This is a genomic window from Paenibacillus sp. FSL H3-0333, assembly GCF_038002805.1.
Classification (GTDB): domain Bacteria; phylum Bacillota; class Bacilli; order Paenibacillales; family Paenibacillaceae; genus Paenibacillus_AQ; species Paenibacillus_AQ silagei.
In genome coordinates, this window is the sequence record NZ_JBBODG010000001.1 from 3,265,236 (window position 1) to 3,279,809 (window position 14,574).

The window sequence follows — 14,574 nt, forward strand, 5'->3', positions numbered from 1 at the left end:
TATGGAATGGAGAATGGCACCACCCGGCATGGCTGAAGCCGCCGGGACTGTTGTTGCAGGTCTAATAGCAGGCGGCCATGAAGCTTATTTCGTCGGCGGCTGCCTGCGCGATGAGCTGCTGGGCCGTCCGGTGCATGATATAGACATCACTACCTCCGCACTGCCGGAGGAGGTGATGGCCCTGTTTCCGCGCTGCGTCCCTACCGGACTGGCGCATGGCACGATCACTGTGCTGCAGGAAGGCTACAGCCTGGAAGTTACGACCTACCGGACGGAGAGCGGGTATGCCGATCACCGGCGTCCGGAGCATGTCGTATTCGTCAGGGATGTGCGGGAGGATCTCCGCCGCCGTGACTTCACGATCAACGCCATCTGCTGCGGCCTTGACGGCGGGCGGATTGACCCTTTCGGGGGGGAGCGGGATCTCAAGCTCCGCGTGATCCGCTGTGTAGGCGAAGCGGAGGAACGCTTCGAGGAGGATGCGCTGCGGATGCTGCGCTGCGTACGTTTTGCTTCCGTGCTGGATTTCGCGATTGCGAAGAATACCTGGCGCGGTCTGCTGCGCCAGCGTGACAAGCTGGCGCATATTGCTGTGGAGCGGGTGCGCGCCGAGGTGGAGCGCATCCTGGAAGGCCCGCACCCGCAGCGCGGGCTGGGGCTCCTGCTGCGCAGCGGCCTGCTGCCGCGCGGCAAAGCGCCGTTCCCCTGGACCGGCCGGGACCTGGCGGCTGCCGCCGACCGCCTCGCCGGTCTCGGGAACCTGGAGAGCGCCCGCCTCCGCTGGGCGCTCCTGCTGCATGCCCTGGGATCGTCGGCGGCTTCCGCCGATGAGCTCCTGCGGGCATGGACGTTCCCGGGGGCGACGCGCACCGGCGTCGTCGCCGTGCTCCGCGTCCGCGAAGCCTGGGACGCGGCATTGTCCTCGGCGCGGCCGGAGGCATCCGGCGCCGGGGAGCGGCTGCGGCGGCGGTGGATCGCCGCCGTGCTGGGCCATGGCCAGTCAGCCGCCGAAGGGTGGCTGACGCTGCTTGAGGCGGCGGGGGCTGAAGCCGCGTCCCCTGTCACCACCAGCCTACTGCGGTCCTGGACCGCAGAGATGCCGATCCGTACGCTCGCTGAGCTGGCGGTGAGCGGCCATGAGGTGACTGCGGCGCTGGAGAAGCGTCCCGGCCCGTGGCTGGGCGTATTGCTGAACCAGCTTCTTCTGGATGTCGCGGCAGGTGACCTTGCCAATGATAACCAATTACTGCTGCAAGCAGCGCAAAGGATGGATAGAAATGAATAGCGGTCATGCGCAGCATTCCGGCGTGTTGAAACGGGAGGCGTTCGTTCCCGGCTGGGCCAAAGGCATTCAGCGGCTGGATACTGTCGGTTCCACACAGGAGCAAGCCAAAATACTCGCCGAAGGCGGCGCCCCGGAGGGAACAACGGTCATGGCCGAAGCGCAGACCGGCGGGCGCGGGCGGATGGGCCGTAAATGGCACTCCCCCCACGGCAAAGGAATCTGGATGAGCCTGGTGCTGCGTCCAGATCTGCCGCTGGCCTTGACTCCGCAGCTGACGCTGCTCGCCGGAGTGGCTGTCTGCACAGCCATCCGTGAGGTTACCGGGGTGCCGTCCGGCATCAAGTGGCCGAATGACCTGCTGGCCGGCGGCCGCAAAATCTGCGGAATCCTGCTGGAATCCTCGCTTCGCGAAGGCGGGCTGCATTATTGCATCGCCGGTATCGGCATCGCTGCGAATTTGACGGAGGAAGACTACCCGGAGGAGCTGCGCGGGATCGGTACATCGCTGCTGATCGAAGGCGGGGGCATTCCCGTAGACCGCACAAGGCTTGCGGAAGCCGTGCTGGAGGAACTCGAATATTTGTATCATGTATATCTGGAGCAAGGCTTCCAGCCCGTGAAGGAGCTGTGGGAGTCAATGTCGGTGACACTGGGGCGTCAGGTATGCCTGAATACTCCCCAAGGCCGCACCGAAGCCACTGCTGTCGGACTGAGCGATACCGGCGGGCTGCTGTTACGTAACGAATCCGGTGAGGTCGTGAGCGTACTTTCAGGCGAGATTGAAATGATCTAAGTGGCTGGAGCTGCCCCTATTAAGTCATAATAAGTAAAGTCCCATAGGATTTCATCGCTGCCTAACACTGACAATAGAGCTACAATTGGTTTAATTGTATTCGGTACACTTAAAAGCAGAGAAATTTTTGAAATGGCGGGGATAGATGTATTTTGTGTAATTAAAATATGGGAAATGCCGCCTTTTTCATAATTAGAGGGTTTTTAATGGTACATAATGCAATTAAATCCCTCCCAGCTTAAATATCCTTCACTTTAGTTGCACAAAATACAGTTAACACCATCCACTTACACCATCAGCTACTTCAAGACATGTCATATTTTAAAACATAAGAATTATCTGTTCACACGATAACTTATCCTTCTATTTCTCGCTGAAACGGTACCGTCCTTTATAAGGACGGTAAAGCTGTTTCGACTTGAGGTGTTTATTTTTGTGTTTTTTTGGTATACTGTCCTCATGAGGCGGCATCGCAAGGCGAGCTGTACTCACGCAATTGTATCTTTTAACAGGACACCTATTTACCGGATGTACCTTCATAACTGGATGTAACGGTTACGTTGGATTCTGCTCTGAGCCGTAAGGACCGAGACAGAAGGGACGATCGCGAGTGACTCTTTTTTGCCCTTCGGACCTTTTTAGCGGACCATGCTAAAAGGTTTTTTTGTTTGCGCGGATACCGCGTATTTTATGGAAAAGGGGAATGAGAGCAATGGCAGACAAACACGCACTGAATATTATCAAGATGAAAAAAATGAAAACGGACGGTGTGCCCCTGAGCATGCTGACCGCTTATGACTACCCTTCAGCCCTGCTGGCGGAAGAAGCCGGAATCGACCTGATTCTGGTCGGTGATTCCCTGGGAAATGTCGTGCTTGGTTATGACACCACGCTGCCGGTTACCATAGAGGATATGGTCTACCATACCCGGTCGGTGAAGCGCGGGGCGCCTAATACTTTTATAGTGGCTGATATGCCGTTCATGACCTACCACGGAAGTGTGGATGAGACCTTGCGCGGTGTGCGAAGACTGATGCAGGAAGGCCAGGCCCATGCGGTCAAAATGGAAGGCGGTCTTGAGATCTGCTCCGCAGTGTCGGCTGTAGTAACAGCCGGAGTTCCGGTGCTCGGCCATATCGGCCTGACCCCGCAGTCGGTCAATATGATCGGCGGCTACCGGATTCAGGGGAAGGATGCCAAGGATGCGCAGCGGCTGATGGACGAAGCGAAGGCACTGGAAGCAGCCGGGGCATTCGGTATTGTACTGGAGCTGGTCACGGAGGAAGTGGCAGAAGCCATCTCCAAGGCTGTCAGCATACCGACCATCGGCATCGGTGCCGGGCGTTACTGTGACGGACAGGTTCTGGTTTTCCATGATGTCCTGCGGTATGCCTCACCTTACCGGGAGAAAAAGTTCGTCAAAACCTACGCCGATGTAGGCACTCTAATTCGTGAAGGCATCACCAGCTACGTTCAGGAAGTGAAGGACCGCTCGTTCCCTGCGGAAGAGCATGTGTTTCGCGCGGACGAGACCGTTTTGGAATCTTTATACGGCAATGCCGGCAAAGGAGTGAAATAAAATGAGAGTGATCCGAACGATTGCTGAACTGCGCGAAGCGCTCGAATATATGCGTCAAGGGGGCCATGGCCCTGTTGGTTTTGTGCCTACCATGGGATATTTGCATGAAGGACATGCCAGCCTGCTGCGTAAGGCAGGGGAGAAGAGCGGCACGGTGGTGATGAGTATTTTTGTCAATCCGCTGCAATTTGGCCCGAATGAGGACTTTGCTTCCTATCCGCGGGATGAGCAGCGTGATCTGGCGATGGCTGAACGTGAAGGTGCGGATCTGGTGTTTATCCCCAGTGTAGAAGAGATGTATCCGCAGCCGATCCGTACAGGCGTATCGGTGTCCTCGCTTACGTCGCAGCTCTGCGGCGCTTCGCGTCCGGGACATTTTGACGGAGTAACTACTGTAGTCAGCAAGCTGTTTCATATCGTGCAGCCGGATTACGCCTTCTTCGGACTGAAGGATGCCCAGCAGGTAGCGGTTCTCCGCCGGATGGTGTCTGACCTTAACATGAACGTGGACATTATCGCCTGTCCTATTGTGCGCGAGGAAGACGGGCTGGCGCTTAGCTCCCGCAATGTCTATCTGAGCAGCGAGGAGCGCAGACAGGCGCTGGTATTGTCTCGTTCCCTGCGCGAGGTGCGCCAGGCTATGGAAGAGGGCAGCATTCGTACCGTAGATGAAGCAAGGGCTCTGCTGGTCTCGGTCATTGCTGAATCGCCGCTTGCGGTCATTGATTATGCGGAGATTCTAACCTTCCCTGATCTGGAAGAGCTGGAAGGCGGCAGCAGGCTGACGGATGCGGGCGGAGAGGTTATAATGGCTCTGGCCGTGAAGTTCGGCAGAACCCGTCTGATTGATAATAATGTATTTATTCCTAAGGAGGCACACGCTCTTGTTTAGACATATGATGAAATCCAAGATCCACCGGGCAACAGTCACTGAAGCCAATCTCAATTATGTGGGCAGCATTACCATTGATGAAGATCTGATGGAAGCCGCAGACCTGCTGGAGAACGAGAAGGTGCAGATCGTGGACAATAATAATGGTTCCCGTCTGGAGACTTATGTCATTCCAGGTCCGCGTGGCAGCGGCGTCATTTGTCTGAATGGGGCAGCGGCGCGTCTGGTACAACCTGGCGATACAGTGATTATTATATCCTACGCTGTCATGTCCTCCGAGGAGCTGGCGGCGCACAAGCCGACTGTAGTGTTCGTTGATGCGGGCAACAAGCCGGTGAAGCTGGCGGATCATGAGATTCACGCGACGATTGCCTGAATTCTGAGCTTTGAGCCATGTAATCAATGGCAGGGATGAAGCCCCCTGTACTTGCTGATAATGAAGTAAGGCAAGCTTAAGCTGACTTCATTATCAGTAAGGGTGGGATGTCCGGTGTTTCAACATTTATTTGCTGAGATGAACAAGATGCTCCAGGAGATCAAAGCCGACTATCCTACTGCGGAGGGTGCCCGCCGAAGCGATCTTTTATCCAAGTATAATATGCTCCACCGCATCAGTGATAATGTAATGGATGAATGGCTGGTCTTCGCCGAGAAGCTGAGCGAGTTCCGGGAACAGGCGGATTTCCAGGTTCAGCCGGAGGAGCTGCCGGAAGAGGAAGCGCCCGAGCTTGGGATGGATGCTTTTGTCAGAGGCCAGGGCTATTACAAGCTGCTGATGTACCGCAAATGCATTGAACAGTTCAGGGAGGTTACGGCTAAGTATCCGGACAGCCTCGCTGCCCGCCTGTATCTGGCCATGGCTTATCTGCAGGAGGGAGAAGGCGATACCGCCTGGGGACATCTGAATCACATGCTGGGCCTGATCCGTGAGGAGAAGCTGAAGGCGATGATCTATAATGCGCTGGGCTGTATCCGGGCTTCTCAGGAACGCTTCAATGAGGCCAGTGAGCTGTTCAGCCTGTCGCTGCTGCATGACCCGGATCTGCCGGAGCCGAATGTGAATCTGGAGGTATGCCGCAGACGGGGCGGGAAGCTGGAGTTTGGCCATCAGCTGGTTTCGCTTTTATAATTTATCCTCGGTTTCTTTAGGCGATGCGCCCCGTTTCCCGGGGTGTGCATCGCCTTTTTTCGTAACTTCTGTTATGCTGATAAAGAGTCTCAAGTGAAAGGGAATAGAACTTAAAATGAAATTTGCCGTGCTTGATTTTGAAACTACGGGAACCCAATCTGTGGGAGAGATCATCCAGGTTGGCCTTGCCATTATAGAAGAAGACGGGACGATCTCCCGGGTGTATGGTTCCTATGTCAAGCCCGGAGCGCCCATTCCTCCTTTTATTACGGGCCTGACCGGAATTACAGACAGCGATGTACAGGATGCGCCGGAGCTCGATGAGATGATGATGGAGCTGGTGCCGCTGCTGGATGATGTAGTCCTCGTCGGACACAATGTCGCGTTTGATTTTCATTTTTTGCAGAATGCGCTGGACCGCTGCGGCTACCTGCCGTTTCAGGGGCGGATTCTGGATACGATTGATTTTCTCAAAATATGCTTTCCCTCGCTGAGCACTTATCAGCTTGGCGCGGTAAGCAGCCACTTCGGCATTACGCATGACCGTCCCCATCAGGCGGACAGTGATGCGCTTGCCACGGCTATTGTGCTGCTCAAATGTCTGGAAGAGCTGCAGAGTCTGCCGCTCTTGACGATTCAGCGGCTGAATGAGCTGTTCGCGGACGAAGACAGTGATCTGGCCTGGTATTTCGACGGTCTGCTGCGGGAGCGGGAGATGGAGACCTTTCAGCCGGAAGGTGAGCTGAGCTTCTACCGCCAGCTTGCGCTGGCTGTGGGGGACTGGGCAGAGCTGGATTCGCCACGGGAGGAAGGAAGCGTCAATCCGCTGGAGAATATTACCTTTGAAGAATATATGGATGAGGTAACCAAGCGGCTGAAGGCTGCTCTTCCCCAGTATGAGAGCCGCGAAGCCCAGGAGCTGATGATCCATGAGGTCATTACAGCACTTGAGCAGGACAAGCATCTGCTGATTGAAGCGGGAACAGGCACCGGCAAATCGCTGGGTTATCTGCTTCCGGCCATCTACCATAGTGTGAAAAGTAATCAGAAGGTGATGGTCAGCACTCATACCATTAACCTTCAGGATCAGCTGCGGGAGCGGGATATCCCGCTCTTAACCAGCGTTGTGCCGTTCCCGTTCAAGGCCTCCATCTTTAAGGGAAGAGGGCACTATTTGTGTCTGCGCAAGTTCGAACATAGAATGAACAAAAAGGACTTTACGAGTCCAAGGGAAGAAGCGCTCACCGCTGCGCAAATGCTCGTCTGGCTGACCCAGACGACGACCGGCGATGATGAGGAGCTTAACTTAAGCGGACGGGGCGGCGATTTCTGGGAGACTGTTTCCAGTGATACCGACTCCTGCCTGGGACGCGCCTGTCCCTGGTTCCGCAAATGCTATTACCACCGGGCCAAGCATGAAGCCGGGATCTCCGATGTGGTGGTCACCAATCACTCCAAGCTGTTCGCAGATGTCAAAGCCGGGCATCAGCTTCTTCCGGCGTACGACCATCTTGTTATTGATGAAGCCCATCATCTGGAGGATATTGCCGGCAAGCATCTTGGCATGCAGATGAAATATTTCACATTCGCCCATACCCTCACCCGTCTCTATAAAGATAGCCGTAGCGGGCAGCTGCCTGCCCTCCGCCAGAGTCTGCAGTCTTCAGGCAGTGAGCAGGCCTCCGAATGGAGCGGCGTGATCGACCGGATCTATCCAGATCTGCTGACGGTGAAGGAGTCCTGGGATGCGCTTAGTGACAGGCTCTTCAGCCTGCTGCCCGAGCGCAGCGATGCCGGAGCCGGTGAAGCAGGCCAGCTGGTGGCACGCCTGCAGCCGGGCAAGAAGCCGAAGGATTGGGAGGAGCTGGCTGCCCTTGAGAATACACTGAACCTCAGTCTGAGCGATATCATCCGCAAGGGCGACAAAATGCTCAATGAGATGCGTGACACGGACAGCCAGTCCTCCTCAGACAGTCTTGTGACTGATATCGGCGGGTTATTCAAGGATCTGGCATCCATTAGAGAGCAGATCCGCTTCTTCATGAGTCTGAACGATGAGAATATCGTGTATTGGCTGGAGGGAAGCGGCAATTATAAGGGCAAGTCGCTGCAAATGTATGCTGTTCCCGTAGATGTCAGCACCCAGCTCAGGGAGCTGTTCTTCGATAAGAAGAAGAGCATTATCCTGACCTCGGCCACCTTATCCGTGGATAAATCCTTCCAGTTCATGATCGATAACCTGGGTCTTGGCGAGGCTGCCGAGCAGAGGCGTCTGATGACTGCACTGCTTCCATCGCCATTCAAGTATCGTGAGCAGGCTCTCCTGGTCATTCCCCGGGACTTCCCTAGCGTCAAGGGAAGTATAGGTGATGCCCGCTTTGTGGACACCCTCGTGCACTCCCTTGCCGAGACAGCTGTAACAACACGGGGGCGGATGCTGGTGCTGTTCACCTCCTACAAGATGCTGCGCCAGGTGTATGAACCGCTGAAGGAGGCGCTTGCCTCACAGGATATCGCGGTGCTGGGACAAGGCGTGGAAGGCGGCAGCCGGAGCAAGCTGATCCGCCGCTTCCAGGATAGCCCGGCTTCGGTCTTGCTGGGTACCAGCAGCTTCTGGGAAGGGGTGGATATCCCGGGAGAAGCATTGACCTGCCTGGCGATTGTCAGACTGCCGTTCCAGCCGCCGAATCACCCGCTGGCAGAAGCGAAGTCGGAGCTGCTTCAGGCACAGAAGAAGAATCCGTTCATGAAGCTGTCCGTGCCGCAGGCCGTCATCCGCTTCAAGCAGGGCTTCGGGCGGCTGGTCCGCACGGCGCAGGACCGGGGCATCGTAATTGTGTACGATACCAGAGTCATTGAATCGCATTACGGAAAGTACTTCCTGTACTCGCTCCCCGGTCCCAAGATGGAGCATATGCTCACCGAGCAGATGGTCCCGAGAATTGCCGAATGGCTGGATGACGGCGGGGTTTCCTAATTCATCTGCTATTGCTATTATTAATAAGTCATGATTAACCTGAAGATCCGTTCCCGCCTGCCCTGCCACTCCGGCAGGCGGCGGGGCACGGTTGCTATAATTGTACGGGTCTAACACAACTTTTAAGGAGGAGAATACATGAAATCGGATAAAATATCGGAGGCCGTCGTGCGCAGGCTACCAGTGTACCTGCGTTTCCTGAACGATCTCCAAAAACGTGAAATCTCCACAGTCTCTTCCCAGGAGCTGGGCCAGAAGCTTGATCTGAATCCCGCCCAGATCCGTAAGGATTTGGCTTATTTCGGTGATTTTGGCAGAAAAGGCATCGGCTATGATGTATCTTATCTGATTGAGAAGATCCGCCATATCCTGAAGCTTGACCAGCAAATTAATGTTGCACTGGTTGGAGCCGGTAATCTCGGTCATGCCTTGTCAAACTACAACGCTTACTTAAAGGATACGATGAAGATTACTGCCATCTTCGATGCCTACCCGCCGAAGGTGGGCCAGCAAATCAACTCGCTGGTTGTGCAGCCGATGGAGGAGCTAAGCAGTACAATCCGTTCGCAGGGCATCCGGATCGGGATTATTACCGTGCCCGACAGCGAAGCCCAGAACGTAGCTGATATTCTTGTCGATTCCGGTATCGAGGCGATTCTGAACTTCGCACCGGTTATTCTCAAGACGCCTGCCAATATCCGGATTCATGCCGCAGATTTCACCACAGATCTGCAGAGCTTGGCCTATTATTTGCATGATGGAAAGGATGAGGCTGAAGATGAGCAGTAAGATCACGATAATCAAGAATGGGCACTTCCTGGTTCCGGGCAGTGACAAGCCGGTTCTGAGCGGGTACATGACCCTGGAGAATGATTTGATTACTTACATAGGTGAAGCTGAGCCAGTAGTGGAGGATGGCGCACAGGTCGTAGACGGCAGCCGTCTGCTGTTCATGCCTGGTCTGGTCAATACCCATGGTCATACTGCAATGTCACTGCTGCGCGGATACGGCGACGATATGGTGCTTCAGTCTTGGCTGCAGGAGAAGATGTGGCCGATGGAAGAGAAATTCACTGGTGATGATGTATATTGGGGAACCTCGTTGTCCGTGCTGGAGATGCTGAAGGGCGGCACAACCACCTTCCTCGATATGTATGATCATATGGACCGGGTAGCGGAAGTGACCGAGCAGTCCGGTATTCGTGCGGTGTTGATGCGCGGCGTAATTGGGCTGTGCCCGGAAGAGGTACAGCAAGCGAAGCTCGCTGAGGCGATTGCTTTTGCCCGTAACTGGCACGGCAAGGCTGACGGCAGAATTACGACCATGCTCTCACCGCACGCCCCGTACACCTGTCCTCCAGAGTTTTTCATGAAGTTTGTGCAGGCTGCCCATGATCTGGACCTGCCAATGCACACCCATATGTCCGAGACGCGCCATGAAGTGGAACAGAACGTGGCCGACTACGGCCTGCGTCCGGTCGCACATCTGGAGAAGCTCGGAATGTTCACCCGTCCTTCGCTCATTGCCCACGGGGTTCATCTGAACGATGAAGAGATCGGGATTCTGGCCCGCCATAACGTTGGCGTGTCGCATAACCCCGGCAGTAACCTGAAGCTGGCCAGCGGGGTTGCTCGTGTTCCTGAACTGCTGAGAGCCGGGATTAAGGTCTCCCTGGGTACAGACGGCGCGGCAAGCAACAACAATCTGGATATGTTCGAAGAGATGAGGCTGGCGGCTCTGATCCACAAGGGCGTAAGCGGTGATCCTACAGCGGTACCGGCTCCTGAGGCGCTTCTGATGGCTACGGAGTACGGGGCGCAGTCTATTTTCCTAAGCGGGGTAGGCCGGCTTGCAGCAGGAATGAAGGCCGACTTCATCGCACTTGATATTGACCAGCCTCATCTGCTGCCGCATACCGATCTGCTCTCCCATGCCGTATATTCGGCAAGTGCCAAGGATGTAGAGCATGTATGGGTGAACGGCCAGCAGGTTGTGAAGCATGGACAATGCCTGACACTTGATGAAGAAGCCATCCGCCGCAAAGCACAGGAGACGTTCGAGAGCCTGCTTAAACGGTAATTCAGGGGAACGGGAAAGGAAGCAGCGTGGTGAAGAAGAAGAGGGGAAAATGGATCTGGCTGGGGATTACCGTGGTGCTGCTCCTTCTGTTCGGACTAAGCCAGTTCTATGCCTACATTATGAAGGACCAGTGGAACGAGCGGAGTGAGGCCAAGGAGCTGGCCCGGGCGCGTGCCGGACTAACAGAGGTAACCAAGGCCCAGAAATCTGTATGGAATGAGAATGAGATCTACTGGGTGCTGACCGGTAAAAATGAAGCAGGGACCGATTTGATGGTGTGGGTCCGTTTCACCTTGGAGGGCAAGCCTGCCGGAGGCGACAACGACCTGTATGCTGAGGAACTGAGCAATGGCACCTCAGAAGAGAAAATGCGCGGAATCATAGCCGCTCAGCTGCCGGACATTACGATCGAACGGCTGCTGCCCGGTGTATACAACGGGGAATATGCCTGGCAGCTATTTTACAAAAAAGACGGGCGATTCTATTATAATTTTTACCGCTTCAAGGATGGCAGTGCCATTGGTGAGGGGTACAGTCTGCCGAACCGTTAAGCGGACGGCCAGGCTTGGATTATAGGAGAAGTGGGAGATACAGTGATACTGTGCTCCCGCTTTTTTTGGTGTATCCATAAGAGTAAAGAACAGGTTAGAGCCGTTCATGGGCTTGAGAGTATATACGGGTTGCAATACCATTCATGTATATTAGATCAGCCACAGGAGACGGAATTTTAGACAGGGGGAATTGATAATATGGAAATTTTGTCCTATTTGTATCAGGCGGTGGATCTGTTCAAGGAGGAGCTGGGGGAGAATCTGTCGGGAATTTACGTGCATGGCTCACTGGCGATGGGCTGTTTTCACCCCGATACCAGCGATATCGATCTGCTGATCGTCGTACATGACAAGCTGCCCGCAGAGGTCAGTCATAGACTTGCCAGTCGTATTGTAGCTTATCATGACAGTCTGCCGAATAAGCGCGGAATTGAACTATCTATCGTCCTTAAGACATACCTGCGCAATTTTGTGTATCCTACGCCTTTTGAATTTCACTTTTCGGAAGCACATTTAGAGCGGTACAGAACTGATGAGAATTATCTGTGCGGCGGCTTTGAGGATGCTGATCTGGCGGCGCATTTTGCAGTAGTCTACCATCGCGGGTTTATCTTGTTCGGGGAGCTGATCCGCGAGGCCTTTGCGCCGGTAGACAACAGGTACTATCTGGATTCCATTATCAGGGATATCGATGATGCGCCGCAGAATATTAAGAAATCACCGGTGTATTACACACTGAATCTATGCAGGGTACTCTATTATATGCAGGAAGGTCATGTTTCTTCCAAGAAGGAAGGCGGGGAGTGGGGGCTGCAGCAGTTGCCTGAAGTCTATCACGGCTTGCTTAGACAGTGTCTGAAGGAATATAGCGGTGCGGCAGTCGCCGAAGGCTATGAACCGGGCGAATTAACTGATTTTGCGGAATATATAATGGCTGAAATCAAGCGGACTCCGAACTAAAGATTGGCCGGGCAAAAATGATAAGCGCATGAAACATCCAGAAATTAGTATCAAAAATTTTAAATATATTCACAACTTTATGTAAAATCGTATATACACCTATGATATACTACTACTTGTACTAAGACATGCTAAAGAGCATGTCAGTCTCGGAAGGGCGCTAGACACGCTGGCTGGTCTTTATTATAGAGTTATGCTCGGTCATTTTTGAGAGGAGGACGTTTCTTGAAACTGCGTCTTATGCCTGTACTGCTAACGTCTCTGCTGTCTGCTGCATTATTGTTTGGTGGCTGGTATTCCTACCGTACATTCGCGGTACAGGAGCCGCTGCAGAAGCTGGTATCATCCTACGAGGGAGTGAAGGATTCCCATATTACTATTAAACGCAATGAGGTCACTTTGAAACTGGATTTGCAGCCGGGCACGAAATTACGTGAGCTGGTGCAGTACGTATCAAGAGAAGGCAGCACTGCTATTGACGGCCGGACCCTGAAGCTGGATGTGGAACAGAAGCCGAGTGAGCTGCTGGATGAGTATTGGGATAAAGCGATGTTCTCTGTAGCGGAAGCGATGGAGAGCCGGAAGTATACATTGATACCAGCGAAGCTGGATGGACTTAAGGAGCAGGACAGCAAGTACAGCGGGGTTACAGCTACCACAGAGATTGATGACAATAATGTGTATGTAAGCCTGAGCAACGGCACTGAGAGCAAATTTATCATTCTGCCGCGTGCAGCAGCCAAGATGGGAGTGTGGAACAATGCCTAAGTACTGGAAAGAGGTTGTAGCCGGATTCGTTCCGGTCATGCTGATTTTTATGGCTTTTGTGGGGATTAATATCTTCCCTGTAATCATAGCGCTGGGTATGGTTGCCGCGCTCCTGTTCATTGCCCATGCCCGTGGTGGTCTGACAGTTAATGCAGGTGCAGATAAGAAGCGCAAGAAGAACGGCCCCTCCAAGCTGACTTTTGAAGAGATCGGCGGACAGGACAATGCCAAGCAGGAGCTGCGTGAAGCGCTGGACTTCCTGATCCGGCATGAAGAAATCAGCAAGTTCGGGATTCGCCCGCTTAAGGGAATTCTGCTTACAGGTCCTCCGGGAACAGGAAAGACGCTGATGGCTAAGGCTGCTGCGCATTATACGGGCTCCGTGTTTGTAGCTGCCTCGGGTAGTGAATTCGTTGAGATGTATGTCGGTGTGGGTGCGGGACGCGTACGCGATTTGTTCAAGGATGCCCGCACACGCGCACTCAAGGAGAATAAGCAAAGCGCCATTATTTTCATTGATGAAATCGACGTCATCGGCGGGAAGCGAGAAGGCGGACAGCAGCGTGAATATGATCAGACCCTCAATCAGCTGCTGACGGAGATGGACGGGATTTATAACAACGATACCCCGCGCATCCTGCTGGTAGCCGCAACGAACCGCAAGGAGATGCTTGATTCTGCGCTGCTTCGCCCGGGGCGTTTTGACCGCCATATTCAGGTGGATATGCCTGACAAGAAGGGCCGCAAGTCGATTCTCGACCTGCATGCCAAGAACAAGCCGCTGCATGATACCGTGGATCTGGATAAAATCGCCGAAGAAGCTTACGGCTTCTCGGGTGCGCAGCTGGAGAGCGTGATGAACGAAGCCGCGATCTACATGATGCGTGAGAATCTGACCCTGGTAGAGCAGCGTCATCTGTCGATGGCGATCGACAAGGTCATGATGGGTGAGAAGACCGACCGTGAGACCAACCATGAAGAGAAGAAGCGGGTAGCGATTCATGAGCTTGGACATGCTATTATGGCTGAGCTGCTGCGCCCCGGAAGCGTTAGCCAGGTAACACTTACCCCGCGCGGTCAGGCTCTAGGGTATGTCCGGCATAATCCGCAGACCGAGCAGTATCTGTACACGAAGGATTACCTGGAGAACCAGATCATGATTGCCCTGGGAGGAGCGGCTGCCGAAGAGATGTATTACGGCGGACGCAGTACCGGTTCCCGTGGAGACTTCGATCAGGCGCTGAATATCGTCGAGACCATGATGAAGTCAGGGCTCACCTCGCTCGGCATTGCGAATCTGCAAATGGTTACCACTGAAGAATTAATGAAGGAAAACAGTAAGATACTGGATGAACTTATGATCCGCACGAATGACCTGCTGGAGCAGCAGAGAAATATATTTGATTACTCCCTTGACATTTTAATGAAGGAAGAAGTTCTCTCCGGAGAGCAATTTCGTTGTCAATTTCGTGACAGTGTCCTTTTACCGGCATAATTCTTTATGCCGGTTATTTTTTTTTACTTTTCAGACATGCTAAGATATCATTATATGTCGGGCTA

At 53.9% G+C, this 14,574-nt stretch carries 13 protein-coding genes; all 13 read left to right on the forward strand.

Translation table 11 applies throughout. From position 1 onward, the window contains the following. Window position 1 precedes the first annotated feature (1 nt). The 13 genes from MHH78_RS14325 (at window position 2) to MHH78_RS14385 (ending at window position 14,509) form a co-directional block, all read left to right on the forward strand. A complete protein-coding gene (locus MHH78_RS14325; protein ID WP_341167773.1) occupies window positions 2-1,285 on the forward strand; it encodes a CCA tRNA nucleotidyltransferase in 1,284 nt (427 codons plus the stop codon). Continuing rightward, window positions 1,278-2,078, forward strand: a complete 801-nt coding sequence (locus tag MHH78_RS14330; RefSeq protein WP_341167774.1) for a biotin--[acetyl-CoA-carboxylase] ligase — start codon at window positions 1,278-1,280, stop codon at window positions 2,076-2,078. The genes MHH78_RS14325 and MHH78_RS14330 overlap by 8 nt, the downstream gene beginning before the upstream one ends. 712 nt (window positions 2,079-2,790) lie before the next feature. Continuing rightward, entirely contained in the window at window positions 2,791-3,657 is an 867-nt protein-coding gene (gene panB / locus MHH78_RS14335) for a 3-methyl-2-oxobutanoate hydroxymethyltransferase (RefSeq protein ID WP_341167775.1), read from the forward strand. 1 nt (window position 3,658) lies between these two features. Continuing rightward, window positions 3,659-4,549 (forward strand): pantoate--beta-alanine ligase, encoded by an 891-nt coding sequence (panC, locus tag MHH78_RS14340; protein WP_341167776.1) that lies wholly within the window; start codon window positions 3,659-3,661, stop codon window positions 4,547-4,549. Then, on the forward strand, window positions 4,542-4,925 hold the full coding sequence (gene panD, locus MHH78_RS14345) for an aspartate 1-decarboxylase (protein ID WP_036727238.1): 384 nt from the start codon (window positions 4,542-4,544) through the stop codon (window positions 4,923-4,925). Before panC ends, panD begins: the two co-directional genes overlap by 8 nt. A gap of 114 nt (window positions 4,926-5,039) precedes the next feature. Further along, window positions 5,040-5,678, forward strand: a complete 639-nt coding sequence (locus MHH78_RS14350) for a tetratricopeptide repeat protein (protein ID WP_076079201.1) — start codon at window positions 5,040-5,042, stop codon at window positions 5,676-5,678. Window positions 5,679-5,793: 115 nt separating this feature from the next. Further along, window positions 5,794-8,655, forward strand: a complete 2,862-nt coding sequence (gene dinG / locus MHH78_RS14355) for an ATP-dependent DNA helicase DinG (RefSeq protein WP_341167777.1) — start codon at window positions 5,794-5,796, stop codon at window positions 8,653-8,655. A 138-nt stretch (window positions 8,656-8,793) separates the two neighbouring features. Beyond that, window positions 8,794-9,444: a redox-sensing transcriptional repressor Rex gene (locus tag MHH78_RS14360; RefSeq protein ID WP_036698060.1), complete on the forward strand. Its 651-nt coding sequence runs from the start codon at window positions 8,794-8,796 to the stop codon at window positions 9,442-9,444. After that, window positions 9,434-10,735 carry an amidohydrolase gene (locus MHH78_RS14365; protein ID WP_076079202.1) on the forward strand — a complete coding sequence of 434 codons (1,302 nt, stop codon included), beginning with the start codon at window positions 9,434-9,436 and terminating at the stop codon, window positions 10,733-10,735. Before MHH78_RS14360 ends, MHH78_RS14365 begins: the two co-directional genes overlap by 11 nt. Before the next feature lie 29 nt (window positions 10,736-10,764). After that, on the forward strand, window positions 10,765-11,286 hold the full coding sequence (locus MHH78_RS14370; RefSeq protein ID WP_341167778.1) for a cell wall elongation regulator TseB-like domain-containing protein: 522 nt from the start codon (window positions 10,765-10,767) through the stop codon (window positions 11,284-11,286). 198 nt (window positions 11,287-11,484) lie between these two features. Next, a complete protein-coding gene (locus tag MHH78_RS14375) occupies window positions 11,485-12,246 on the forward strand; it encodes an aminoglycoside adenylyltransferase domain-containing protein (RefSeq protein WP_341167779.1) in 762 nt (253 codons plus the stop codon). 225 nt (window positions 12,247-12,471) lie between these two features. Further along, a complete protein-coding gene (locus tag MHH78_RS14380; protein WP_245367976.1) occupies window positions 12,472-13,014 on the forward strand; it encodes a hypothetical protein in 543 nt (180 codons plus the stop codon). Beyond that, complete coding sequence (locus MHH78_RS14385) at window positions 13,007-14,509, forward strand: AAA family ATPase (RefSeq protein ID WP_340939736.1); 1,503 nt, start codon at window positions 13,007-13,009, stop codon at window positions 14,507-14,509. The genes MHH78_RS14380 and MHH78_RS14385 overlap by 8 nt, the downstream gene beginning before the upstream one ends. The last annotated feature ends 65 nt before the right edge of the window (window positions 14,510-14,574 follow it).